This is a genomic window from Streptomyces sp. BPTC-684, from assembly GCF_030028635.1.
GTDB lineage: Bacteria > Actinomycetota > Actinomycetes > Streptomycetales > Streptomycetaceae > Streptomyces > Streptomyces noboritoensis.
Genome location: NZ_CP124863.1, coordinates 2,971,781 through 2,995,424, shown reverse-complemented (window position 1 = coordinate 2,995,424; position 23,644 = coordinate 2,971,781). Strand labels below are relative to the sequence as shown.

The window sequence follows — 23,644 nt, the reverse complement described above, 5'->3', positions numbered from 1 at the left end:
AGTGAGTGGCCCGGCGGACGGCCCGGAATCGACAGCTCGGCAGGGGGCTCGGATGACGGCAGTGACCGCGGAGACCGGCACCAACAAGCACGGCTCACCAGCGGCGGACGAGAAGGACGCGTCGGCATACGCGGCGGCGTTCGACGCCGCCGTGGCCGCCGACGAGCGCATCGAGCCGCGCGACTGGATGCCCGAGGCCTACCGGGCCTCGCTGGTCCGCCAGATAGCGCAGCACGCCCACTCCGAGATCATCGGCATGCAGCCCGAGTCCAACTGGATCACCCGCGCGCCCTCACTGCGCCGCAAGGCGATCCTCATGGCGAAGGTGCAGGACGAAGCGGGCCACGGACTGTATCTGTACAGCGCGGCGGAAACCCTCGGCGTGAGCCGCGACGAGCTGCTCGACAAGCTCCACTCGGGCCGCCAGAAGTACTCGTCGATCTTCAACTACCCGACCTTGACCTGGGCCGACGTCGGCGCCATCGGCTGGCTCGTGGACGGCGCCGCCATCACCAACCAGGTCCCCCTCTGCCGCTGCTCCTACGGGCCGTACGCACGGGCGATGGTCCGCGTCTGCAAGGAGGAGTCCTTCCACCAGCGCCAGGGGTACGAGCTGCTCCTCGCCCTCTCCCAGGGCACCCCGGAGCAGCACGCGATGGCGCAGGACGCGGTGGACCGCTGGTGGTGGCCCTCGCTGATGATGTTCGGCCCGCCCGACGACGAGTCGTCCCACTCGGCGCAGTCCATGGCCTGGAAGATCAAGCGGCACTCGAACGACGAGCTGCGCCAGCGCTTCGTCGACATCTGCGTCCCCCAGGCCGAGGCGCTCGGCCTCACCCTCCCCGACCCCGACCTGCGGTGGAACGAGGAGCGGGGACACCACGACTTCGGGGCCATCGACTGGACCGAGTTCTGGGACGTCCTCAAGGGCAACGGGCCCTGCAACGAACAACGGCTCACCCAGCGCCGCCGCGCCCACGAAGAAGGCGCCTGGGTCCGCGACGCGGCAGCCGCGTACGCGGCCAAGCAGCACACGAACGGGGAGGCAACGGCATGACCGCACACGACTGGCCGCTGTGGGAGGTGTTCGTGCGCTCGCGCCGCGGGCTCTCCCACACCCACGCCGGAAGCCTGCACGCCCCGGACGCGCAGATGGCGCTGCGCAACGCGCGCGACCTGTACACCCGACGGTCCGAGGGCGTCTCCATCTGGGTGGTGCCCTCCACCGCCGTCACCGCCTCCTCCCCCGACGAGAAGGACTCCTTCTTCGAACCGGCCGGCGACAAGCCCTACCGCCACCCGACCTTCTACGAGATCCCGGAAGGGGTGAAGCACCTGTGACGACCCCGGCCCCGACTCCGACCTCGGAGAAGACGACGGACACGCCGACGGCCACGGCCGCACTGGCCCTCGGCGACGACGCGCTGGTGCTCTCGCACCGGCTGGGGGAGTGGGCCGGACACGCCCCCGTCCTCGAAGAGGAAGTGGCCCTCGCCAACATCGCGCTCGACCTGCTCGGCCAGGCCCGCGTCCTGCTCTCCCTCGCGGGCGACGAGGACGAACTGGCCTATCTGCGCGAGGAGCGGGCCTTCCGCAACCTCCAGCTGGTCGAACAGCCCAACGGCGACTTCGCCCACACCATCGCCCGCCAGCTCTACTTCTCGACCTACCAGAAGCTGCTCTACGGACAGCTCGCGACAGGCGACAGCGAACTCGCCGGGCTCGCCGCCAAGGCGGTCAAGGAAGTCGCCTACCACCAGGACCACGCCGAACAGTGGACCCTGCGCCTGGGCGACGGCACCGAAGAGAGCCACCGGCGGATGCAGCGCGCGTGCGAGGCACTGTGGCGGTTCACCGGAGAGATGTTCCAGCCCGTCGACGGCGTCGACATCGACTGGCAGGAGACCGAGCAGACCTGGCTGACCTCCGTCACCTCGGTACTGCGACAGGCCACCCTCACCGCCCCCGAAGGCCCCAGGACCGGCGCCTGGGCCGCCGGAGCCGGCCGCCAGGGCCTGCACACCGAACCGTTCGGGCGGATGCTCGCCGAAATGCAGCACCTGCACCGCAGCCACCCGGGGGCGACATGGTGACCGGCACGGCCGCGGCCACGGCCGCCATGACGCCGATGGAACAGGAACTGGCCCGGCTCGCCGGATCGGTCCCCGACCCCGAGCTGCCCGTGCTCACCCTGGAGGAACTCGGCGTCCTGCGCGGAGTCCACCTGGAGAACCCTGGCAAGGTCACCGTCCAGCTGACCCCCACATACACCGGTTGCCCCGCCATAGAAGCGATGACCGCCGACATCGAACAGGTACTGCACGAGAACGGAATCCCGGACGTCTCGGTCGTCCGCGTGCTCTCCCCCGCCTGGTCGACCGACGACATCAGCGCCGAAGGCCGCCGCAAACTGGCGGAGTTCGGGATAGCGCCGCCCCGGCCCCACACCGCCGAGGGACCCGTCGCCCTCACCCTCTCCGTGCGCTGCCCCCACTGCGGCTCCACCGACACCGAGCTGCTGAGCCGGTTCTCCTCCACAGCGTGCAAAGCGCTGCGCCGCTGCGTGGCCTGCCGCGAACCGTTCGACCACTTCAAGGAGTTGTAGATGTTCCATCCACTCCGGGTGAGCGAAGTCGAACGGCTCACGGACGACTCGGTGACCGTCACCTTCGACGTGCCGCCGGACCTGCGCGAGGCCTACCGGCACCGCCCCGGCCAGCACCTCGCGCTGCGCCGCATCGTGCAGGGCCAGGAGATCCGCCGTACGTACTCGATCTGCGCGCCCGCCGTCGAACAGCCCGGCACCCCGGTCCTGCGCGTCGGCATCCGCCTCGTCGAGGGCGGCGAGTTCTCCACGTACGCCTTCAAGGAACTCACCGTCGGCGACGTCGTCGACGTCATGGAGCCGATGGGCCGCTTCATCCTGGAGCCCCGCGCCGGATACTTCGTGGCCGTCGTCGGCGGCAGCGGCATCACCCCGGTGCTGTCCATCGCCACGACCCTGCTGGAACGGGAGCCCGAAGCCCGCTTCTGCCTCATACGCAGCGACCGCACGGTGTCGTCCACCATGTTCCTGGAGGAGACGGCGGACCTGAAGGACCGCTTCCCCGACCGGTTCCAGCTGGTCACCGCGCTCTCCCGGGAAGAACAGCAGTCCGGACTGCCCTCCGGGCGGCTCGACCAGGAACGGCTGACGGCCCTGCTGCCCGCGCTGCTCCCCGTGGAGGAGGTCGACGGCTGGTATCTGTGCGGACCGTTCGGCCTGGTCCAGGGCGCCGAGCGGGCGCTGCGCGAACTGGGCGTCGCACGCGGCCGCATCCACGAGGAGATCTTCCACGTCGACGAAGCCCCCGTGCAGAGCACCGCGGCGGCCTCGGCCCCGGCGCACGCCACACTGACCGCGACGCTCCACGGCCGCTCCGGCACCTGGCCGGTCCAGGACGGCGAGAAGCTCCTGGACACGGTGCTGCGGGCGCGCTCCGACGCCCCGTACGCCTGCAAGGGCGGGGTGTGCGGCACCTGCCGTGCCTTCCTGGTCTCGGGCGAGGTGCGGATGGACCGCAACTTCGCCCTGGAGGAAGACGAAACGGAGGCGGGCTACGTACTGGCTTGCCAGTCCCACCCGGCGACGAAGGAAGTGGAGCTGGACTTCGATCGGTGAGGTGAGGTGGGTTGGGGGGAGGGGGAGGAGGGAAGCCCCCCAGGTTCTGCCCATCGGGCGGCACCGGCCATTCCAATCCGCTAGAACCTGTTCTATCTTGACTGTCCGTCAGATCCGGTGTGCGCGGGAGGACAGGGCTGTGGACTTCACCTTCACCGAGGAGCAGCAGGCGGCCGTCGAGGCGGCGAAGGCGGTCTTCTCGGGGGTCGCGCCCGACGCGGTACCGAGCCCCGCACTGACTCAGGGAGCGGTGGCCCAGGAGTTCGACCGCCCGCTGTGGGCCAAGCTCGCCGAGTCGGACCTGCTGAGCCTGGTGATCGACCCCCAGTACGGCGGGGCGGGCCTCGACCCGATCGCCCTCTGTCTGGTGCTGCGCGAGTCCGCGAAGGTGCTGGCCCGGGTGCCGCTGCTGGAGAGCAGCGCGGTGGCGATGGCCGTACAGCGGTACGGGGACGCCGAGTTGGCCCGTGAGCTGCTTCCCGCCGCAGGACGGGGCGAGCTGGTGTTCACCGTCGGGGCCAACGGCCGCACCGGCCACGATCCCGCCGAACTCGCGGTCACGGCACGGCCGGAGAGCGCCGACAGCGGCGGTTGGGTCCTCGACGGAGTGCAGACCGGAGTGCCCTGGGCACAGAACGCGGACCATATAGCCGTGCCCGCGCACACCGGGGAGGGCCGCGCCGTACTCGCGCTGGTCCCTCGCCTCCACGACGGGATCACGTTCGCCGAGCAGATCTCCACCACTGGCGAGCGCTTCGCCGAGGTCCACCTCGACTCCGTACGTATCGAAGCGCACGCGGTCATCACGGCCGAGGGAGCCTGGGAGTGGCTGCGCGAGCTGCTGGCCACCGGCACCTGCGCGCTCGCGCTGGGCCTCGGCGAAGGCGTACTCGCGATGACCAGCGAATACACCGGGAAACGCGAACAGTTCGGGTTCCCCATCGCCACCTTCCAGGCGGTCGCCGTCCAGGCGGCCGACCGCTACATCGACCTGCGCGCGATGGAGGCCACCCTGTGGCAGGCCGCGGGGCGCATCAGCACCGGCGCCGGGGGAGCGCTGCCCGTCTCCGGTGACGTGGCGGTGGCGAAGATCTGGGCGTCCGACGGCGTACGCAGAGTCGTACAGACCGCCCAGCATCTCCACGGCGGTTTCGGCGCCGACACCGACTATCCCCTGCACCGCTACCACGCCTGGGCCAAGCAACTGGAACTGTCACTCGGCCCGGCCGCGGCCCACGAGGAAGCCCTCGGCGACCTGCTGGCGGCGCATCCGCTCGGGTAGCGGGGCGTACGCCGCTCGCATCGCCGCGCGAGCGGCTCAGTCGGTGGGGCCCGTCAGAGGACGAAGGCCGGGCTGTCGTTGTCGGTGACCATCGGGCGCCCGGCGGCGTCCCACGCCTGCATACCGCCGTCGACGTTCACGGCGTCGATGCCCTGCTGCACCAGATACTGCGTGACCTGCGCGGACCGGCCGCCGACCCGGCACATCACATACGCCCGGCGGCCGTCCTCGACAGCCTGCGTCACATCGCCGAAGCGCGCCACGAAGTCGCTCATCGGCACGTGCAGCGCACCCTCGACATGCCCGGCCGCCCACTCGTCGTCCTCACGGACGTCCAGCACCAGGGCGTCGGCCGGCACGCCAGCGACATCCACGGACGGCAGCTGGGCGAAATTCATGGGTCATGCCTTCTCTCGTACGCATCGGCCGCAGCGGTCGCAGGGCCGTAGCGACCGTATCGGCCGCATCGGTTGTGCCGGCTGCATCGGTTGTAGCGGGCGCTGTATCGGCCGCTCAGCGGTGTCAGCCGTATGGGCAGGTCATTGGGAACGCTACTGCACCAGCTCGGCCAGGACCGCCTCGCGCCCGGCCACCTCGGCCAGCAGCTGCTCGGCGATCTCCTCGAGGAGCCGGTCGGGGTCGTCGGGCGCCATCCGCAGCATCGAGCCGATCGCGCTCTCCTCCAGCTCACGGGCCAGCACGGCCAGCAGCTCCTTGCGCTGGGCCAGCCACTCGAGGCGGGCATAAAGCTCCTCGCTCTCGCTGGGCCGCGCCTCCTCCGGCACCGGCCCCGCCGCCCACTCCTCGGCGAGCTCCCGCAGCAGCTCCTCGTCGCCGCGGCCGTAAGCGGCGTTGACCCGGGTGATGAATTCCTCCCGCCGGGCCCGTTCCTGCTCCTCCTGCGCGAGGTCGGGGTGCGCCTTGCGCGCCAGCTCGCGGTAGAGCCTGCGCGCCTCCTCGCTGGGGCGAACCCTCTTGGGCGGCCGTACGGGCTGGTCGGTGAGCATCGAGGCGGCCTCGGCGGAGATCCCGTCCGAGTCCACCCAGTCGTGGAAGAGCTCGTCGACCCCGGGCATCGGCTGCACCACGGCCCGCGCCTCGCGTGCCTTGCGCAGGTCCTCCGGGTCGCCGGTGAGCGAGGCCCTGGCCTCGGCGATCTGGGCGTCGAGCTCGTCGAGCCGGGCGTACATCGGGCCGAGCTTCTGGTGGTGGAGGCGGGAGAAGTTCTCCACCTCCACGCGGAAGGTCTCCACGGCGATCTCGAACTCGATCAACGCCTGCTCGGCCGCCCGCACAGCCCTGTCCAGCCGGGCTTCGGGCCGTTCCGCGTTCTCAGGGTCCTGGGGCCGGGCGGTCGTCTCTTCGGCAGGTTCGTCCGTCACTGGTCCAGCGTACGGGCGCGGGGGGTGGGGGCCCCTCCCTCCCCCTCCCCCCGCCCCCACCCCTCTCCCCGGCCAAAAGCCCCCCACCACCACAAGGCCCACCCCCAGCCCGCCTCGCGCCCCGCCGACCCGCCTCACACCCCCAGCTCTGCCGCCACCCGCCCGTCCCTGATCGCGGCGAGCAGCGTCGCGTGGTCGGACTCCGTGCGGTCGGCGTAGAGGACCGCGAAGCCGGCCACGGCCTCGTCGAGCTCTTCGTTCTTGCCGCAGTACCCGGCTATCAGGCGCGGGTCGGCGCTGTGGGCATGCGCGCGCGCCAGCAGTGCGCCCGTCATGCGGCCGTAGTCGTCCAGCTGGTCGGCGGCCAGGGCCGCCGGGTCGACGCTGCCCTTGCGGTTGCGGAACTGCCGTACCTGGTAGGGCCGGTCGTCGACGGTGGTCCAGCCGAGCAGGATGTCGCTGACGACCTGCATCCGCTTCTGCCCGAGGACCACACGGCGGCCCTCGTGGCCCGCGTCCGGGGCGTAGAAGCCGGCCTTGGCCAGGTGCGGCAGCAGGGCGGAGGCGCGGGCCTCCTTGACCTGGAGCACCAGCGGCTCGCCGCGGTGGTCCAGGAGCAGCACCACGTACGACCGTGTTCCGACGCTGCCGGTGCCGACGACACGGAAGGCCACGTCATGTATCGCGTACCGCGCGAGCAGCGGCAGGCGGTCTTCCGAGATGGTTTCCAGGTAGTGGCCGAGCGAGGCGGCCACCGCGGCCGCTTCGGCGTCGGGCACCCGGCGCAGCACCGGTGCCGCGTCGACGAAGCGGCGGTGCCCGTCGGCGATCTGCTCGGTGGCCTTGGCGGCGAAGCGGGCGCTGGTGTTGTTGCGGGCCTTGGCCGACACACGTTCCAGGGTGCCGAGCAGGTCCCGCGCGTCGGTGTGGGAGACGAGCTCCTCGTCGGCTATCGCGTTCCAGGCGTCGAGCACCGGCAGTTTCGCGAGGAGCCGCATCGTCCGCCGGTAGGCGCCCACCGCGTCGTAGGCCGCGGCCCGGCAGGTGTCCTCGTCGGCGCCCGCTGCCCGGCCGGCCAGGACCAGGGAGGCGGCGAGACGCTTGAGGTCCCATTCCCAGGGACCCATCACGGTCTCGTCGAAGTCGTTCAGGTCGATGACGAGTCCGCCGCGCGCGTCGCCGTAGAGGCCGAAGTTCGCCGCGTGGGCGTCGCCGCAGATCTGGGCGGTGATTCCGGTGACGGGGGTGCCGACGAGGTCGTGGGCCATCAGTCCGGCGGCGCCGCGCAGGAAGGAGAAGGGGGAGGCTGCCATGCGGCCCACCCGGATCGGCGTGAGCTCCGGCACGCGGCCCTGGTTCGACTCCTCCACCGACCGGACCGCGTCGGGCCGGTCGGTGGAGAGGATCAGCGAGTCGTGCGAGGAGCGGGGCACTCGGTCGCGCAGTGCCTTGCCGTCACTCTTCGGCGAACCGGCTGTACGGCTAGGCCCCCGGCCGTTGTGGTGTCGGAAGCCCGGCACCTCGGGAATCCGGATCTGCCCGTCGTCGGGCACCGCTCGCAGGACCGGAATCACCGCCTCGACATCGCTCATCGCGTGCCGCCTCCCCCGTGCTCGTTCAACATCAACAGCTCGAATGCCATGAAGGTACCGTCGGCGGCCGACAGCCGTCTCCCCCTGTGGATAACTCCCGGCGGTGGCCGTTGGGCAGGCCACTGCCGGGAGTTATCCACAGCCGAACAATCGAGGTCAGGCGGGCAAGCAGGCAGTCGAGGTCAGACGCCGACCGCTTCTTCCAATTCCTCTTCCAGCTCCTCCTCGAGCTCCCCTTCTCCCTCCCGGCCCCCGCCCCCGGCACTCGCACCAGCCACGGCCGCCACACCAGCACCAACACCCACTCCGGCCCCCGCACCCGATGCCACCGCCTCCCGCCCCCGCTCGGCCACCGCCGCGATGCCCATCAGCACCACGCCCGCCAGGAGCCAGAGCACCAGGACCAGCACGTGGCCGCCGAGGCCGTTGCCGGCGAAGTACACGTGGCTGCGGGCGCCCTCGACGAACCCGGCGCCGTTCCAGAAGGCGTGCAGGGCGCCAAAGAAGCCGGGCTGGAGTTCGGGCCGGAAGATGCCGCCCGAGCTGGTGAAGTTGAGCATCACGAAGAGGACCATCACGCCGAGCGTCGTCCACCTCTTGAGGAAGGTGTGCAGCCCGACGCCGATCAGCAGGATCCCGGCCGAGTACAGCCACGCCATGCCCCAGACGCCGCCGAGTCCGGTGTCGACGAGGTGGAACATCGGGCCCGCGAAGACCGCGCCGATGCCGCTGACCAGGAGCGACATGCCGAGCGCCAGCAACGCCCTGATCCGCAGCGGCAGCACCGCGCCGGCGCCGCCGATCACCGCGACGGACGCGTACGAGCCGATGCTCAGCGCGACCAGCAGGAAGAAGATGCCCTGCCCGGTCGGGTCGCCCTTGGCGAGGTCCGTCACGTCGGTCACCTTGAGGGGCGCGTCCTGCGCCGCCGCCACCTTGGTGAACACCTTCTCGACGGCCGTGGCGCTGGTGTCGGAGGAGGCGGAGGCGACGAGCAGTTCGGGCTTGGCGCCGGGGATGTAGGCGCCGTACACGTGCTGCTGCTCAAGGCTGTCGACGGCGGTCGCGCGGTCGGGGACGGTACGGACGTCGAGCGCGCCCGCGCCCTTGTCCTGGAGGGTCTGGGCGAGCACCTGCGCACTGGGTCCCGAGCCGACGATGTCGACCCGCAGGTCGTGCGGCTGCGGGTTGTGGAAGGCCCCCAGATACGCGAGGCCCATCCCGACGCACATCAGCAGCGGGGTGAGGAGGTGGCTGAGCACATGGCGCAGAGGGCTGGGAGCGGTACCGGCGGACACCACAACTCCAATGGTTGGCTTATACAACTCACTCGATATGTTGTACTCTACAACCACTTCATTGAAATGGCGAACACCCAGATCAGAGGACCACCCAGATCAGCGAACCCAGATCACGGACTCAGCTAACAGGACCCGGACCAGGCCGCTAAGCCCAGAGCTCTCAGCCCAGAGCCCCCGGAACCCGAAGCAGTGCGCCGCCCGTGTGTTTCACGTGAAACACACCCTCAGGCACTACAGCCCCGCATCGCGCGCCAACAGCGCCGCCTGCACCCTGTTCTCGCACTCCAGCTTCGCCAGGATGCGGCTCACGTACGTCTTCACCGTGGCCTCGCTCATATGGAGCCGCTTCCCGGCGTCCGCGTTGGACAGGCCCTCCCCGAGCAGCGCCAGTACGTCCCGCTCCCGCGCCGACAGCACCTCCACCCGGCGCCGCGCCTCCTCACCCCGGGCCGCCGCGCGCCCCGTGGCCAGCTGGTCCACGACGTGCCGGGTGGCACCGGGCGACAGATAGGCGTCCCCGGCCGCCGCCGCCCGTACCGCGGCGATCAGCTCGGCCGGGGCGGTGTCCTTCAGGAGGAATCCGGCGCCCCCGTGCTCCAGCGCGCGCAGCACGTTCTCCCGCTCGCCGAACGTCGTGAGGATGATCACTCGGGCCGCCGGGGTGCTCCTGCGCAGCTCGGCCAGCGCGGTCAGACCGTCCATCACCGGCATCTGGATGTCGAGCAGCACCACGTCGGCGCCGTGCGCCCGCGCCGCCTCGATGGCCTCCCTGCCGTTCGCGGCCTCGGCCGCGACCTCGATGGCCGGGTCCGACGTGAGGATCATCCTGATCCCCGCCCTGATCAGCGGCTCGTCGTCCGCGATCACCACCTTGATCCGCACACCGTGTGCGTTCCCCGGACCGAGTGGACCGCCTGGACCCGTCACGCCTGCTCCTGTCCTCGCGCCGCGCCGACGTGCTCCCGCCGCGCCGCCGCACCACCGCTCGACCCGTACCCCGTAGCCGTACCCCGTACGACGGGCTAGCGCTCGACCTCGTACGACTGCTTCTCGATCAGCTTGCCGTCCTTGAAGCAGAACCGGAAAACGGGCTCGGTCTTGATGCTGTCGCCGAGCTCGGACGACATCAGTACCAGGCAGCTCGAACCGGCGGGCTCGGCGGGGCCCTTGCCGGGCAGTCCCTTCGTCAGGAAGGTGTCGCCGTCGGGCAGCCGGTCGCGTACTTGCTGCTCGGGGCTGCCGACCTTGATGTCCTTGTACTCGGCGGGGTCGATCGTCGCCTTGTCCGCGGACCCGGCGAGGAAGAACAGCCCGACGCCCGCGGCCACCGCGAGCAGCACCACCACCGCGAAGGCGATCCCGCACCCCAGGGCGACGCCACCGGCCCTGCTCCTGCTGCTCATGGCCAACTCCCTCTCCGCGACGTTCAGGTCGACGTTCCAGCCGACGTGCCCGCCGGCCCGCTGCCGGCCGGTCCCCGTCGCGCCGGCCACGCCACCGTCGCCGAACGGGAGGGCCCCCGACTGCTGTCGGAAGTCGTCCGCCGTATCGACGAAGGTCGTCGCCTCCGCCGCCCCGTACGGGAGCACCCCGGCCACCCGGAAGCCCCCGTCGCCGGTACGTCCCGTGTGGACCATGCCGCCGACCAGCCGGGCCCGTTCGTGCAGCCCGGTCAGGCCCTGGCCGCCGCTGACCACTTCGTCCGGCGGGGGCCCGGCCACCGGGCCGTTGACGACCTCGACGACGAGCGAGTCGGGCTCGTAGCGCAGTTCCACGCCGATGGGGGCGCCGGGCGCGTGCTTGTACGCGTTGGTCAGCGCCTCCTGGACGATGCGGTACGCCGCGTGGTCGGAGGCCGGGGCCAGCCGGCGGGGCTCCCCCGTCTCGCGCAGCTCCACCGTGGTGCCCGCCGCCCGGGCTGCCGCCACCAGGGGCTCGACGCCCGCCGTGCCGCGGGCGGCGCGCTGCGCCTCGTCCGTGTGGTGGTCCGGTGCCTCGACGCCGTCGCGCAGGATGCCGACGACGGCGCGCAGTTCGTGCATGGCGGCGACCGAGGCCTCCCTCAGTACGCCGACGGCCTCGCGCTGGCGGCCCGTCAGCGCCGGGTCGACCTCAAGGGCCCCGGTGTGCACGGAGATCAGCGCCAGTTGGTGGCCGAGGCTGTCGTGCATGTCCTGGGCGATGCGCTGGCGCTCGCGCAGCCGGGCCTGTCCGGCGACCATCGCGCGCTCGCGCAGCAGCTGCGCGTTGCGCTCCTGCATGGTCTGCAGCAGGGTGCGGCGCTGGTACCAGTAGCGGCTGGCGAGGCCCGGCACGACGGCGATCACCATGAAGAAGAGCGCCGCGAACAGGGCGATGACGAACAGCGGCCCCTCGCCGGACTCGGTGAGGGCGATGCCGGCCAGATATCCGGCGAACGCTGCGCAGAACGCGACCAGTGCCCGTCCCGCCCCGACGATGCGCCGGCCCGCCGAGCAGGCCACCACGAGCAGCAGCAAGGTGGCGCCCGCACCGGCCCCGCTGAGCGCGGCCGTGGCGATGAGCACGCTCGCGGGGAACCTGCGGCGCAGCGGCGTCAGGACGAGGACGGCGACGGCCACCAGGGCGGGCACCACCAGGCCGCCGTCGGCCAGTCGGCTGACACCGGCGGCAACCAGGGCCAGCAGGAGGGCGAGGGCCGACTCGCCGACGGTCCTGCGGCGGGACCAGGGCTCCGGTCCCGCCAGCCGTCGGCGGGCGTCCTGGATCTTCGATGACACATCCACGTCCGCACCCTAGGCAGCGGCGCGGGCGCCGGGCGGCTCTCTTTCGTCGCGCCCCGCCGAGACGAAAGTCTCCGTGGCGGCCGACTCGGCGAACCGTTCGCCCGGCCGCCGAATTGTTCCGCGCATCCGGGAACGCGGAAGCCCCGCCGGTCGTTTGACCTGCGGGGCTTCCGTTCTGTGGGCGAGGGGGGATTTGAACCCCCACGTCCCGAAGGACACTGGCACCTGAAGCCAGCGCGTCTGCCGTTCCGCCACTCGCCCGAGTGGTGTCCGAGGCCTTCGCACCTTTTCGGTGCGCTTGCCTGGCGACGTCGAGAAGATTAGCACGCTGCGCAGGGTGGATTCACATCCGTTGTTTCCGCTGCCCCTGGAGGGCAGGAGAGGGGGAGGAAGGGCGACGTACAGCGACGGTCCGAGGACCCACAGAAACCTCACAGGGGCCCGATGGGAACGAGGAGGGGCTCCACCCACTCCTCCACGGTGCACCCCGGGTGCGGGACACTGTCAGGAGGCCACCTCTACGATCCGTGTGAGAGGTGACACTCGTCCACCGGTCACAGAAGGGGAACCAGCCGATTTCCCGACGCGTGGATACGATCAGTAAGCAGTACCAGGACGACATCGACGGAGGAGGTGCCCCATGGGAGTCCTGAAGCGTTTCGAGCAGCGTCTCGAAGGCCTGGTCAACGGCACCTTCGCGAAGGTCTTCAAGTCCGAGGTCCAGCCCGTCGAGATCGCCGGCGCCCTCCAGCGCGAGTGCGACAACAACGCGACGATCTGGAACCGCGAGCGGACCGTCGTCCCCAACGACTTCATCGTCGAGCTCAGCGCGCCCGACTTCGAGCGCCTGAGCCCGTACTCGGGCCAGCTGGGCGACGAACTGTCCGGCCTGGTCCGCGACTACGCCAAGCAGCAGCGGTACACGTTCATGGGGCCGATCAAGGTCCACCTGGAGAAGGCCGACGACCTCGACACCGGCCTGTACCGGGTGCGCAGCCGTACGCTCGCGTCCAGCACCGACCAGCAGGACCAGCACAACCAGCAGGAGCAGTACGGCAGGCCCGCGGGTCCGGCCCGTCCCGCTCCCGCCGCCGCACCGCCGCAGTCCCCCCAGGGCCGCGGCGGCTACGGCTATCCGCCCGCCGCCGCTCCGCCGATGCCGGCCGCCCCGCCCCCCGGCGGGAACGGCGGCCCCGGCCGCCCCGGCGCGGACCGCCGCCCGACGGCTCCCGGCCCCATGCCGGGCTCCCAGGTGCGGCGCTGGATCGAGATCAACGGCACCCGCCACCAGATCTCCCGCCCGACGCTGGTGCTGGGTCGCAGCACCGACGCCGATGTGCGGATCGACGACCCCGGCGTCTCGCGCCGGCACTGTGAGATCCGGACCGGAACGCCCTCGACGATCCAGGATCTCGGGTCCACCAACGGCATCGTGGTGGACGGGCAGCACACCACCCGCGCTACGCTCCGCGACGGCTCGCGGATCGTCGTGGGCAGCACCACCATCGTTTACCGGCAAGCCGAAGGGTGAAGCGGGGGCAATGTCAGAGCTGACCCTCACGGTCATGCGGTTGGGTTTCCTCGCCGTACTGTGGCTGTTCGTCATCGTGGCCGTCCAGGTCATCCGCAGCGACCTGTTCGGCACCCGGGTCACCCAGCGCGGTTCGCGCCGGGGTGGCGACACGGGCCGCCAGCAGACCGGCCGGCAGGCCGCCGCGCCTGCCGCGCCGCCGCAGCAGCGCGGCCAGCAGGCCCCGTCCGGCGGCCGCCAGCGCCGGGGCGCGCCCACCAAGCTGGTGGTGTCCGAGGGCACCCTCACCGGCACGACGGTCGCACTGCAGGGCCAGACCATCACGCTGGGCCGGGCGCACGACTCGACGATCGTCCTCGACGACGACTACGCGTCGAGCCGGCATGCCAGGATCTACCCGGACCGCGACGGCAACTGGATCGTCGAGGACCTCGGTTCCACCAACGGCACCTACCTGGACCGGACGCGGCTCACCACCCCGACTCCGATTCCGCTGGGCGCGCCGATCCGCATCGGCAAGACCGTCATCGAGCTGCGGAAGTAGTACGACAATGAGCGAGCGGAGCGAGCGAGCCGCGGCGGTCCGGACGACGGACCGGGACGGGCTCCCGACCGGAGGGTGGGCAGTGTGGCTCGACATGACCGGCTGTACCCCGAGCCGACGGGCGAGGTGGGTATGAGTCTCTCCCTGCGCTTCGCCGCCGGATCCCACAAGGGCATGATCCGCGAGGGCAACGAGGACTCCGGTTATGCGGGTCCGCGTCTCCTCGCCATCGCCGACGGCATGGGCGGCCAGGCCGCCGGTGAGGTCGCCTCCTCCGAGGTGATCTCCACCCTGGTCACGCTCGACGACGACGTGCCCGGCTCGGACATCCTCACTTCGCTCGGTACGGCGGTGCAGCGCGCCAACGACCAGCTGCGCATGATGGTCGAGGAGGACCCCCAGCTGGAGGGGATGGGCACCACGCTCACCGCTCTGCTGTGGACGGGCCAGCGCCTGGGCCTGGTGCACGTGGGCGACTCGCGCGCGTACCTGCTGCGCGACGGCGTGCTCACCCAGATCACGCAGGACCACACCTGGGTGCAGCGGCTCGTGGACGAGGGCCGCATCACCGAGGAGGAGGCGACGACGCATCCGCAGCGCTCGCTGCTGATGCGCGCGCTGGGCAGCGGCGACCACGTCGAGCCGGACCTGTCGATCCGCGAGGTGCGGGCGGGCGACCGCTATCTGATCTGCTCCGACGGCCTGTCGGGGGTGGTGTCCCACCAGACGATGGAGGACACCCTCGCCAGCTACCAGGGCCCGCAGGAGACGGTGCAGGAGCTGATCCAGCTCGCGCTGCGCGGCGGCGGCCCGGACAACATCACGGTGATCGTGGCGGACGTCCTGGACGTCGACTCCGGCGACACGCTCGCCGGACAGCTCAGCGACATCCCGGTGATCGTCGGCGCGGTCGCCGAGAACCAGCTCCAGCTCAACGACGACGGGGCGATGCAGACCCCGGCGGGCCGCGCCTCCGGGCTCGGCCGTCCCACCCCGCCGCAGGGGGGCTTCGGCCCGCCCGGCAGCGGCGAGGACAGCGGCTACGGCGCCCCGCCCGAGGGCGCCTTCGGCGCCTACACGGACGAGGACTTCGTCAAGCCGCGGCGCGGCAAGTGGCTGAAGAGATCCGCCTACATCGTGCTCGCCCTGGCCGTGGTCGGCGGCGGGCTCTACGGCGGTTACCGCTGGACGCAGACCCAGTACTTCGTCGGCACCAAGGACGAGCACGTCGCGCTCTACCAGGGCATCAGCCAGGACCTGGCCTGGGTGAAGCTGTCGAAGGTGGAGACCGACCACCCCGAGATCGAACTCAAGTACCTGCCGCCGTACCAGCGCAAGCAGGTCGAGGCGACGATCGCGGAGAGCAGCCTCTCCAAGGCTCAGGCCAAGATCACCGAACTGTCCGCGCAGGCGTCGGCGTGCAAGAAGGACGAGCAGCGGCGCGCCGCCGAGAGCCAGAACCCGCCGAAGACCGGTACGACGGCCTCCCCGTCGCCCGGCAAGACCGGTTCCACCAAGACCACCGCCACTCCCACGCCCGGCCCCAGCCTCTCGGAGGAAGAGCAGAAGCTGGTCCCGCAGTGCGGTAAGCAGTAGGCAGCCGTAGGGGGCCTTTCCACACCATGAGCGTTGTCACCAACACGACCACCATCGGCGCGATCGACGCACCGAGCCGTCGCAACACCGAGCTCGCGCTGCTCGTCTTCGCCGTCGCCATCCCGGTGTTCGCGTACGCCAACGTGGGCCTGGCCATGACCGGCAAACTGCCGTCCGGCATGCTCGGTTACGGGCTTGGCCTCGGGCTGCTCGCGGGCGTGGGGCACCTCGTGGTGCGCAAGTTCGCCCGCTACGCGGACCCGCTGCTGCTGCCGCTGGCAACGCTGCTCAACGGCCTGGGCCTGGTGCTGATCTGGCGCCTGGACCAGTCACCGCGCCTGATCCAGCGATCCAAGAGCGCGTTCGGCGCCTTCCACCCGGACGCGCCCAAGCAGCTGCTGTACACGGCGGTCGGCGTCGCGCTGTTCATCGCGGTGCTGATGCTGCTGAAGGACCACCGGATCCTGCAGCGCTACACGTACATCTCGATGGCGGGCGCGCTGTTCCTGCTGGTACTGCCGATGTTCTTCCCGGCGGTCAACGGCGCCAAGATCTGGATCTCCATCCCCGGTCTGGGCACCATCCAGCCGGGCGAGTTCGCGAAGATCATCATCGCGGTGTTCTTCTCCGGCTACCTGATGGTCAAGCGGGACGCGCTGGCACTCGCCAGCCGCCGTTTCATGGGCCTGTATCTGCCGCGCGGCCGCGACCTCGGTCCGATCCTCGTGGTGTGGGGCGTCTCGATCCTGATCCTCGTCTTCGAGACCGACCTGGGTACCTCGCTGCTCTTCTTCGGACTGTTCGTCATCATGCTGTACGTGGCGACCGAGCGCACCAGCTGGATCGTGTTCGGTCTGCTGATGTCGGCGGCCGGCGCAGTCGCGGTGGCGTCTTTCGAGCCGCACGTGAAGCTGCGTGTGAACGCCTGGCTCGACCCGTTCGCCTGCTATACGACCGACAAGAGCGGCGCCTGTGAGCAGATCGGCCAGGCGATCATGTCGTTCGGCTCCGGCGGCACCCTCGGTACGGGCCTGGGCCAGGGCAACTCCGACCTGATCGGCTTCGCCGCCAACGCCGACTTCATCCTCTCCACCGTCGGCGAGGAGCTGGGCCTGGCCGGGATGATGGCGATCCTGCTGATCTACGGCCTGATCGTGGAGCGGGGCGTGCGCACCGCGCTCGCCGCCCGCGACCCGTTCGGCAAGCTGCTGGCCATCGGCCTCTCGGGCGCGTTCGCGCTCCAGGTCTTCGTGGTCGCCGGCGGTGTCATGGGGCTCATCCCGCTGACCGGTATGACCATGCCGTTCCTCGCGCAGGGCGGCTCCTCGGTCATCGCCAACTGGGCGCTGATCGGCATCCTCATCCGGATCAGCGACACCGCGCGCCGCCCGGCGCCCGCCCCTGCCCCGTCCCCCGACGCCGAGATGACCCAGGTGGTCCGACCGTGAACAAGCCCCTGCGACGGATCGCGATCTTCTGCGGGCTGCTGATCATGGCCCTGATGATCCGCGACAACTGGCTCCAGTACGTGCGCGCCGACGAGCTGAACGCGCACAAGTACAACCGCCGGGTCCAGATCGAGCGGTTCGCCCACGAGCGCGGCAACATCATCACGGCCGACGGCCAGCCGATGACCGCCTCCAAGGAGACCTCGGGCAGCGACTACAAGTTCAAGCGGACCTGGAACAACGGCACCCTCTGGTCGCCGGTGACCGGCTACAACTCGCAGGCCTTCGACTCCTCGCAGCTGGAGAACATCGAGGACAAGATCCTCTCCGGCAACGACGACCGGCTCTTCTTCGACCGCACCCTGTCGATGTTCACGGGTGAGAAGAAGCAGGGCGGCAACGTCGTCACCACCCTCAACAGCGCCGCCCAGAAGGCCGCCTTCGAGGGGCTCGGCGACAAGAAGGGCGCGGTCGCCGCGATCGACCCGCGCACCGGCGCGATCCTGGCGCTGGCCTCGACGCCCTCGTACGACCCGTCGGTCTTCGCGGGCAACACCAAGGCCGACTCCGACGCCCGCCAGAAGCTGCTCAACGACAAAGACAAGCCCATGCTGAACCGGGCGCTGCGCGAGACCTACCCGCCCGGCTCCACGTTCAAGGTGGTCACCGCCTCCGCGGCGCTGGAGAACGGGCTGTACACCAGCATCGACGAGCCGACCCGCTCACCGGTGCCGTACCAGCTGCCGCAGTCGACGACCCCGCTGAAGAACGAGGGGAACATCCCCTGCGAGAACGCCACCCTCAAGGTGGCGCTCCAGTGGTCCTGCAACACCGTCTTCGGCAAGATCAGCGATGACCTCGGCAACGAGAAGATGATCAAGGAAGCCAACAAGTTCGGCTTCAACGACGAGGTCTTCACCCCGGTCCGCGCGGACGCCAGCGTCTACCCCAAGGACAACCGGCCGCAGAACGCGATGGCCGGCATCGGCCAGGCCTCCAACCGCGCTACCCCGCTCCAGATGGCCATGGTCGCCGCCGCCGTCGCCAACGACGGCAAGCTGATGAAGCCGTACATGGTCGACCAGCTCCAGGCGCCCAACCTCGACGTCCTCTCCAAGACCCAGCCGGAGAAGATGAGCCAGCCGCTGTCGGCGGCCAACGCCCAGAAGGTCCAGGCGCTGATGGAGAACGTCGTCACGGAGGGCACGGGCAAGAAGGGCGCCATCGACGGCGTCGTCGTCGGCGGCAAGACCGGTACCGCCCAGCACGGCCTCAACAACAGCGAGAAGCCGTACGCCTGGTTCATCTCCTACGCCAAGACCGACCAGGGCTCCCCGGTCGCGGTCGCCGTGGTCGTCGAGGACGGCGACGCCAACCGCGACGACATCACCGGTGGCGGTCTGGCCGCGCCCATCGCCAAGGCTGTGATGAAGGCGGTGCTCAAGAAGTGACCCCGGGACGTTTCACGTGAAACAGTCCTCGTTTCACGTGAAACGTCTCTCGCGCCCTGTACCGGTCCGGTATCAGCTGACGGTCACGGACGGATCCACTACCGGTGCCCGGTAGCGTATGCGCGAACAGCACACCGCCGGACCACACACACGGGTGCGGTCGGGACTGACGGAGAGGGCTGGAACGTTATGGAAGAGCCGCGTCGCCTCGGCGGCCGGTACGAGCTGGGCCAGGTGCTCGGCCGTGGTGGCATGGCGGAGGTCTACCTCGCGCACGACACCCGGCTCGGCCGCACTGTCGCCGTGAAGACGCTGCGGGCCGACCTCGCCCGCGACCCGTCCTTCCAGGCCCGGTTCCGCCGTGAGGCCCAGTCCGCCGCCTCGCTCAACCACCCGGCGATCGTCGCGGTCTACGACACCGGCGAGGACTATGTCGACAACATCTCCATCCCGTACATCGTGATGGAGTACGTCGACGGCTCGACCCTGCGTGAGCTGCTCCACTCCGGGCGCAAGCTGCTGCCCGAGCGCACGCTGGAGATGACGGTCGGCATCCTCCAGGCGCTGGAGTACTCCCACCGCGCCGGCATCGTCCACCGCGACATCAAGCCGGCCAACGTCATGCTGACGCGCACCGGCCAGGTCAAGGTCATGGACTTCGGCATCGCGCGGGCCATGGGCGACTCCGGCATGACGATGACGCAGACCGCGGCCGTCATCGGCACCGCCCAGTACCTCTCCCCGGAGCAGGCCAAGGGCGAGCAGGTCGACGCCCGCTCCGACCTGTATTCGACGGGCTGCCTCCTCTACGAGCTGCTGACCGTCCGGCCGCCGTTCGTCGGCGACTCGCCGGTCGCGGTCGCCTACCAGCACGTACGGGAAGAGCCGCAGCCGCCGAGCAACTTCGACCCCGAGATCACGCCCGAGATGGACGCCATCGTCCTGAAGGCGCTGGTCAAGGACCCGGACTACCGCTACCAGTCGGCCGACGAGATGCGCGCCGACATCGAGGCCTGCCTCGACGGCCAGCCGGTCGCCGCGACCGCCGCCATGGGCGCGGTCGGCTACGGCGGCTACGACGCCTACACCTCGGGCCCCCAGGACCAGCCGACGACCGCGCTGCGCCCCACGGACGCGGCGGGCCAGACGTCCATGCTGCCCCCGGTCAACCCGGACGACGGCTACGGCTACGACGACCGCCCCGACCGCCGCCGCCAGAAGAAGTCGCACACCTCGACGATCCTGCTGGTGCTCGCCGGTGTGCTGGTGCTCGTCGGCGCCATCCTGATCGGCAAGTCGGTCTTCGGCGGGGGCGGCGACAGCGGCCAGGTGCCGGTGCCGCAGCTGGTCGGCGAGACCCAGAAGTCCGCCGAGACCCTGACGGCGAACGTCGGCCTCAAGCTGACCGTGTCCAAGACGGAGCCCTGCGCCGACCAGCCCAAGGGCAACGTCTGCAGCCAGAGCCCGACCAGCGGCAAGCTGAACAAGGGCGAGGCCGTCTCGGTCGTCGTCTCGGCCGGCGCGCCCAAGGTCGAGGTCCCGGACGTCACGGAGAAGAAGAAGGACAACGCGACCCAGCTCCTCCAGGACAAGGGCTTCACCGTGAAGACGACCACGGTCGAGTCCGAGCAGGAAGAGGGCACGGTCGTCAGCCAGAACCCGGACGGCGGCAAGCAGGTCGAGAAGGGCTCCGAGGTCACGCTCACCATCGCCAAGAAGAAGACGTCCAAGCTCCCCGACGTCACGGGCACCGACTACAACGCGGCAGTGGCGCAGCTCAGCACGCTCGGATACACCAATGTGTCCCGCCAGGACGTCGACTCGGAGAAGCCCGCGGGCCAGGTCGTCGACCAGACGCCCAAGGGCAACACCAACCAGACCAAGGACGTCCAGATCGTCCTGAAGGTCTCCAAGGGCCCGCAGACGCCCACGCAGGTCCCCGTGCCCAGCGTCTTCGGGATGACCGTGAAGCAGGCCACCGAGAAGCTCAACGCGGCCGGATTCAGCAACATCCAGTTCGCGCCGGGCAGCTCCAGCGACGAGAAGGCCCGGGTCACCTCGCAGACCCCGCCGGCCACCACCCTGTCCGACCCGGCCACCACGGCGATCGTCCTGACGACGCTCGGCGGCGGCGGGCAGGGCGACCAGGACGGCGGCGGGAACTTCCCGTTCGGCGGCCCGTCCGGCGGCTGACCCCCGGCACAGCGCGAAGCCCCGGTCCCCTTCACGGGGGGCCGGGGCTTTTCCGTACGTACGCCGTGTACGCCGAGGCCGTACAGGGGGCGCTAGCGCAGCTCCACGGGCTTGGTGCGCTGCTCGTCGACCTTCTGGGTGCGGACCAGCTCGCCCCACACGACGTAGCGGTAGTCGGAGGTGTAGACGGGCGTGCACGTCGTCAGCGTGATGTAGTGGCCCGGCTTCTCGGCGCCCGACTCCTTCGGCACCGGCTGGAGGACGTCGACGTTGTACTTCGACGTCTCCTTGAGCTCCGCGAACGTCTTGTAGACGTACCAGGTGTCCTTCGTCTCGAAGACGATCGGATCGCCGGTCTTTATCCTGTGGATGTTGTGGAACTTCGCGCCGTGGCCGTCGCGGTGCGCGGCCAGCGTGAAGTTGCCCTTGGTGCCGCTCTCGGGCAGGACCGCCTTCAGCGGGTCGGTGTAGTAGCCCGCGACACCGCCGTTGAGCACCTTGGTGTCGGTGCCCCGCTTGACCAGCACCTCGCCGTTCCTCATCGCGGGTACGTGCAGGAAGCCGATGCCGCCCTTGGTGTCGAGGGCGCCGGGGCCGCTGTTCGCCCAGTCGCGGCGTACGTCCTTGCCCTCCTTGGCCGCCTCGCGGTCCGCTATGACGTTGGTCCACCACAGCGAGTAGACGACGAAGAGGCCGAGCACCAGCCCGGCCGTGATCAGCAGCTCACCGATGACGCTGACGACCCCGGCGACCACACCGCGGCGGCGCGGTCGCGGCGGGACGGGGGCCTCGGTCTGCTGCTCGTCGTGCTCGGTCCTCACTGCCACCGCACCTGTCTGTCGTTCCGTCAGCCGGCGAGCGCGTCGGGCATGCCCTTGCTGCGCGGTCGTTCGTCGACCATCTTGCCCCACACGATCATTCGGTACGTACTCGTGAATTCGGGGGTGCAGGTCGTCAGCGTCAAGTAGCGGCCCGGCCGGGTGAACCCCGAGCCGACCGGGATCGGCTTGAGCACGGAGACGTTCTTGGGGCTGGTCGACGGGAGCGTGCTGGTGATCGCGTACGTGTAGTACGCCTGCTGGGTCTCCACGATCACCAGATCGCCCGGCTTGAGCCGGTTGATGTAACGGAAGGGCTCGCCGTGCGTGTTGCGATGTCCGGCGACCGCGAAGTTGCCGCTCTTGTCGCCCGGCATCGCGGTCTTCAGGCTGCCCTGGCCGTAGTGGCCGACCATGCCCTTGTCGAGGACCTTGTGCTTGCTGGTGCCCTCGGCGACGGGGACGACCACGTCCAGCTTGGGGATGTGCATGATGGCGAAGCCCTTGCCGGGCGCGAAGACGCCGGGTGCCTGCTTGCCGCTGGCCCAGTCGTGCGTGATCTTCTTCGCCTCGCTGCCCGCCTGCTGATGGGCGCGGATGTTGGTCCACCACAGCTGGTACGTGACGAACAGGAGCATCACCACGCCGAGCGTGATGAACAGTTCGCCGATGATCCGGCTGGCCACCACGGCCGGGCTGTCCTTGCGCGCCTTGGCGGCGCGGCGTGCCTCGGCGCGGGTCGGCGGACGGCCGCTCACCACGGGCTCGGCGGGCGCGGAAGCGGATGCGGAGGCTGCGGAGGGGGCCCGGTGTCCGCGCGCCTTGGCGGCCCGGCGGCGCTCGGCCCGGCCACCGGTGGGGGGCGCGGGCGGCTCGGCTATTCGCTTGAGCGCCATGGTCGCGTCGTCGTGGGGGACGAAGCCGGGATCGGGCTCGGCCAGAGGCACCGGGGCGGGCTCGGGGAGCGGCGGGCCGGGGTCGGCGGCGGGTTCCGCGTACCACTCCTGCACGGGCGCGGCCGCGGGCGCCGCCTCTTCCGCCACGCGCGCGTAGGCGTCGCCCGGCACTTGAGCCTGGGGCTGGACCTGGTACCGAGCCTGGTCCTGATCCTGCGCGATGTTGTCCGCCCTGAACCACGGCGACCCGTGACCACCCGCCGGAAGGGGGTCCGTCAGCGGGTCGAACTCGTGCTCGGGCCGGACGGCCGTCACGCCGCGGCCTTGCCCACCACCGGTGCCAGGCCTGCCGACCGCTCGACGGCTCCCTTGTCCCCGCACCGCACCAGCCAGTTGGCGAGCATCAGATGGCCGTGTTCGGTCAGGACGGACTCGGGGTGGAACTGGACGCCCTCCACGGGAAGTTCCCGGTGGCGCAGCCCCATCACGATCCCGTCGGCCGTCCAGGCGGTGACCTCCAGCTCCGCGGGGAGCGTGGCGGGCTCGGCGGCCAGCGAGTGGTAGCGGGTCGCGGTGAACGGCGAGGGCAGCCCCTGGAAGACCCCGGCGCCCTCGTGCAGGACCGGCGAGGTCTTGCCGTGCAGCAGCTCGGGCGCCCGGTCGACCACACCCCCGTACGCCACCATCATCGACTGCATGCCGAGGCAGACGCCGAAGACCGGCACGCCGGTCGCCGCGCAGTGGCGCACCATGTCGATGCAGACGCCGGCCTGCTCGGGCGCGCCCGGGCCGGGCGAGAGCAGCACACCGTCGAAGCCGTCCTGAGCGTGCTCCAGGGACACCTCGTCGTTGCGTACCACCTCGCACTCGGCGCCCAGCTGGTACAGGTACTGGACCAGGTTGAAGACAAAGCTGTCGTAGTTGTCCACGACGAGAACGCGTGCGCTCATCGGGTCGCTCCCATGCCCTGGTCGACGGTGACATCGTTGAACGGCAGCAGCGGCTCCGCCCACGGGAAGACGTACTGGAAGAGCACATAGACAATCGCCAGTACCAGTACGAGCGAAGTGAACGCCCGTACCCACGCGTTGCCCGGCAGATGCCGCCAGATCCAGCCGTACATGCTGTCCGCTGTCCCTTCCGACGATCGTTACCGCACCAGACTAAGGGTCGGCGCTGCGGAC

General features: G+C 70.4%; 22 protein-coding genes and 1 tRNA gene. 12 read left to right on the top strand and 11 right to left on the bottom strand.

The genetic code is table 11. From position 1 onward, the window contains the following. The first annotated feature begins 52 nt into the window (after positions 1-52). The 6 genes from paaA to QIY60_RS13325 all read left to right on the top strand — a co-directional run bounded on the left by paaA (position 53) and on the right by QIY60_RS13325 (position 4,943). Positions 53-1,057: a 1,2-phenylacetyl-CoA epoxidase subunit PaaA gene (gene paaA / locus QIY60_RS13350; protein ID WP_283142604.1), complete on the top strand. Its 1,005-nt coding sequence runs from the start codon at positions 53-55 to the stop codon at positions 1,055-1,057. Continuing rightward, a complete protein-coding gene (gene paaB / locus QIY60_RS13345; RefSeq protein ID WP_101389119.1) occupies positions 1,054-1,341 on the top strand; it encodes a 1,2-phenylacetyl-CoA epoxidase subunit PaaB in 288 nt (95 codons plus the stop codon). Before paaA ends, paaB begins: the two co-directional genes overlap by 4 nt. Beyond that, on the top strand, positions 1,338-2,093 hold the full coding sequence (gene paaC, locus QIY60_RS13340) for a 1,2-phenylacetyl-CoA epoxidase subunit PaaC (protein ID WP_283142603.1): 756 nt from the start codon (positions 1,338-1,340) through the stop codon (positions 2,091-2,093). Before paaB ends, paaC begins: the two co-directional genes overlap by 4 nt. Continuing rightward, positions 2,087-2,605 (top strand): 1,2-phenylacetyl-CoA epoxidase subunit PaaD, encoded by a 519-nt coding sequence (gene paaD / locus QIY60_RS13335; protein ID WP_283142602.1) that lies wholly within the window; start codon positions 2,087-2,089, stop codon positions 2,603-2,605. The genes paaC and paaD overlap by 7 nt, the downstream gene beginning before the upstream one ends. Beyond that, positions 2,606-3,661, top strand: a complete 1,056-nt coding sequence (locus tag QIY60_RS13330; RefSeq protein ID WP_283142601.1) for a 2Fe-2S iron-sulfur cluster-binding protein — start codon at positions 2,606-2,608, stop codon at positions 3,659-3,661. A gap of 139 nt (positions 3,662-3,800) precedes the next feature. Next, positions 3,801-4,943 (top strand): acyl-CoA dehydrogenase family protein, encoded by a 1,143-nt coding sequence (locus QIY60_RS13325; protein ID WP_283142600.1) that lies wholly within the window; start codon positions 3,801-3,803, stop codon positions 4,941-4,943. A gap of 53 nt (positions 4,944-4,996) precedes the next feature. Here QIY60_RS13325 and QIY60_RS13320 read toward each other — a convergent pair whose 3' ends face one another. The 7 genes from QIY60_RS13320 to QIY60_RS13290 all read right to left on the bottom strand — a co-directional run bounded on the left by QIY60_RS13320 (position 4,997) and on the right by QIY60_RS13290 (position 12,244). Further along, positions 4,997-5,341: a rhodanese-like domain-containing protein gene (locus QIY60_RS13320; protein WP_283142599.1), complete on the bottom strand. Its 345-nt coding sequence runs from the start codon at positions 5,339-5,341 to the stop codon at positions 4,997-4,999. A gap of 153 nt (positions 5,342-5,494) precedes the next feature. Then, a complete protein-coding gene (locus tag QIY60_RS13315) occupies positions 5,495-6,325 on the bottom strand; it encodes a hypothetical protein (protein WP_283142598.1) in 831 nt (276 codons plus the stop codon). Between the two features lie 134 nt (positions 6,326-6,459). Next, on the bottom strand, positions 6,460-7,917 hold the full coding sequence (locus QIY60_RS13310) for a DUF2252 domain-containing protein (RefSeq protein ID WP_283142597.1): 1,458 nt from the start codon (positions 7,915-7,917) through the stop codon (positions 6,460-6,462). A 182-nt stretch (positions 7,918-8,099) separates the two neighbouring features. Next, positions 8,100-9,215, bottom strand: a complete 1,116-nt coding sequence (locus QIY60_RS13305; RefSeq protein WP_283142596.1) for a hypothetical protein — start codon at positions 9,213-9,215, stop codon at positions 8,100-8,102. A gap of 234 nt (positions 9,216-9,449) precedes the next feature. Next, positions 9,450-10,100 (bottom strand): response regulator transcription factor, encoded by a 651-nt coding sequence (locus QIY60_RS13300; protein WP_268248428.1) that lies wholly within the window; start codon positions 10,098-10,100, stop codon positions 9,450-9,452. A 140-nt stretch (positions 10,101-10,240) separates the two neighbouring features. Continuing rightward, complete coding sequence (locus QIY60_RS13295) at positions 10,241-11,977, bottom strand: histidine kinase (protein ID WP_283145916.1); 1,737 nt, start codon at positions 11,975-11,977, stop codon at positions 10,241-10,243. Between the two features lie 184 nt (positions 11,978-12,161). After that, a tRNA-Leu gene (locus tag QIY60_RS13290) sits at positions 12,162-12,244 on the bottom strand. Between the two features lie 379 nt (positions 12,245-12,623). Here QIY60_RS13290 and QIY60_RS13285 point away from each other — a divergent pair. From QIY60_RS13285 to pknB, 6 genes are all read left to right on the top strand, one after another. After that, entirely contained in the window at positions 12,624-13,514 is an 891-nt protein-coding gene (locus QIY60_RS13285) for a DUF3662 and FHA domain-containing protein (RefSeq protein WP_283142595.1), read from the top strand. Positions 13,515-13,524: 10 nt separating this feature from the next. Then, a complete protein-coding gene (locus tag QIY60_RS13280) occupies positions 13,525-14,058 on the top strand; it encodes an FHA domain-containing protein (RefSeq protein WP_283142594.1) in 534 nt (177 codons plus the stop codon). Positions 14,059-14,190: 132 nt separating this feature from the next. Beyond that, positions 14,191-15,654 (top strand): Stp1/IreP family PP2C-type Ser/Thr phosphatase, encoded by a 1,464-nt coding sequence (locus tag QIY60_RS13275; protein ID WP_283145915.1) that lies wholly within the window; start codon positions 14,191-14,193, stop codon positions 15,652-15,654. Positions 15,655-15,680: 26 nt separating this feature from the next. After that, entirely contained in the window at positions 15,681-17,102 is a 1,422-nt protein-coding gene (locus tag QIY60_RS13270) for an FtsW/RodA/SpoVE family cell cycle protein (RefSeq protein ID WP_283142593.1), read from the top strand. After that, complete coding sequence (locus tag QIY60_RS13265) at positions 17,099-18,553, top strand: penicillin-binding transpeptidase domain-containing protein (RefSeq protein ID WP_283142592.1); 1,455 nt, start codon at positions 17,099-17,101, stop codon at positions 18,551-18,553. The genes QIY60_RS13270 and QIY60_RS13265 overlap by 4 nt, the downstream gene beginning before the upstream one ends. A 189-nt stretch (positions 18,554-18,742) precedes the next feature. Then, on the top strand, positions 18,743-20,746 hold the full coding sequence (pknB, locus tag QIY60_RS13260; protein ID WP_283142591.1) for a Stk1 family PASTA domain-containing Ser/Thr kinase: 2,004 nt from the start codon (positions 18,743-18,745) through the stop codon (positions 20,744-20,746). Between the two features lie 92 nt (positions 20,747-20,838). On the opposite strand, the gene QIY60_RS13255 is transcribed toward pknB, so the two are convergent. The 4 genes from QIY60_RS13255 to QIY60_RS13240 are packed head-to-tail and all read right to left on the bottom strand — an operon-like array spanning position 20,839 to position 23,583. Then, positions 20,839-21,573: a class E sortase gene (locus tag QIY60_RS13255; RefSeq protein WP_283142590.1), complete on the bottom strand. Its 735-nt coding sequence runs from the start codon at positions 21,571-21,573 to the stop codon at positions 20,839-20,841. A 20-nt stretch (positions 21,574-21,593) separates the two neighbouring features. Beyond that, positions 21,594-22,775, bottom strand: coding sequence for a class E sortase (locus QIY60_RS13250; protein ID WP_283142589.1), 1,182 nt, complete (start codon positions 22,773-22,775; stop codon positions 21,594-21,596). Then, positions 22,772-23,410: an aminodeoxychorismate/anthranilate synthase component II gene (locus tag QIY60_RS13245; protein WP_190092068.1), complete on the bottom strand. Its 639-nt coding sequence runs from the start codon at positions 23,408-23,410 to the stop codon at positions 22,772-22,774. Before QIY60_RS13245 ends, QIY60_RS13250 begins: the two co-directional genes overlap by 4 nt. After that, positions 23,407-23,583 carry a hypothetical protein gene (locus QIY60_RS13240; protein WP_283142588.1) on the bottom strand — a complete coding sequence of 59 codons (177 nt, stop codon included), beginning with the start codon at positions 23,581-23,583 and terminating at the stop codon, positions 23,407-23,409. Before QIY60_RS13240 ends, QIY60_RS13245 begins: the two co-directional genes overlap by 4 nt. Positions 23,584-23,644 lie beyond the last annotated feature (61 nt).

What these genes read in the sequence shown, in the direction of transcription:
- QIY60_RS13285 (WP_283142595.1), top strand. Translation starts at nt 12,624, where the DNA reads ATGGGAGTCCTGAAGCGTTTCGAGCAGCGTCTCGAAGGCCTGGTCAAC.
- paaA (WP_283142604.1), top strand. Translation starts at nt 53, where the DNA reads ATGACGGCAGTGACCGCGGAGACCGGCACCAACAAGCACGGCTCACCA.
- QIY60_RS13310 (WP_283142597.1), bottom strand. Translation starts at nt 7,917, where the DNA reads ATGAGCGATGTCGAGGCGGTGATTCCGGTCCTGCGAGCGGTGCCCGAC.
- QIY60_RS13280 (WP_283142594.1), top strand. Translation starts at nt 13,525, where the DNA reads ATGTCAGAGCTGACCCTCACGGTCATGCGGTTGGGTTTCCTCGCCGTA.
- QIY60_RS13245 (WP_190092068.1), bottom strand. Translation starts at nt 23,410, where the DNA reads ATGAGCGCACGCGTTCTCGTCGTGGACAACTACGACAGCTTTGTCTTC.
- QIY60_RS13275 (WP_283145915.1), top strand. Translation starts at nt 14,191, where the DNA reads ATGAGTCTCTCCCTGCGCTTCGCCGCCGGATCCCACAAGGGCATGATC.
- QIY60_RS13330 (WP_283142601.1), top strand. Translation starts at nt 2,606, where the DNA reads ATGTTCCATCCACTCCGGGTGAGCGAAGTCGAACGGCTCACGGACGAC.
- QIY60_RS13320 (WP_283142599.1), bottom strand. Translation starts at nt 5,341, where the DNA reads ATGAATTTCGCCCAGCTGCCGTCCGTGGATGTCGCTGGCGTGCCGGCC.
- paaB (WP_101389119.1), top strand. Translation starts at nt 1,054, where the DNA reads ATGACCGCACACGACTGGCCGCTGTGGGAGGTGTTCGTGCGCTCGCGC.
- QIY60_RS13270 (WP_283142593.1), top strand. Translation starts at nt 15,681, where the DNA reads ATGAGCGTTGTCACCAACACGACCACCATCGGCGCGATCGACGCACCG.
- paaD (WP_283142602.1), top strand. Translation starts at nt 2,087, where the DNA reads ATGGTGACCGGCACGGCCGCGGCCACGGCCGCCATGACGCCGATGGAA.
- pknB (WP_283142591.1), top strand. Translation starts at nt 18,743, where the DNA reads ATGGAAGAGCCGCGTCGCCTCGGCGGCCGGTACGAGCTGGGCCAGGTG.
- QIY60_RS13240 (WP_283142588.1), bottom strand. Translation starts at nt 23,583, where the DNA reads ATGTACGGCTGGATCTGGCGGCATCTGCCGGGCAACGCGTGGGTACGG.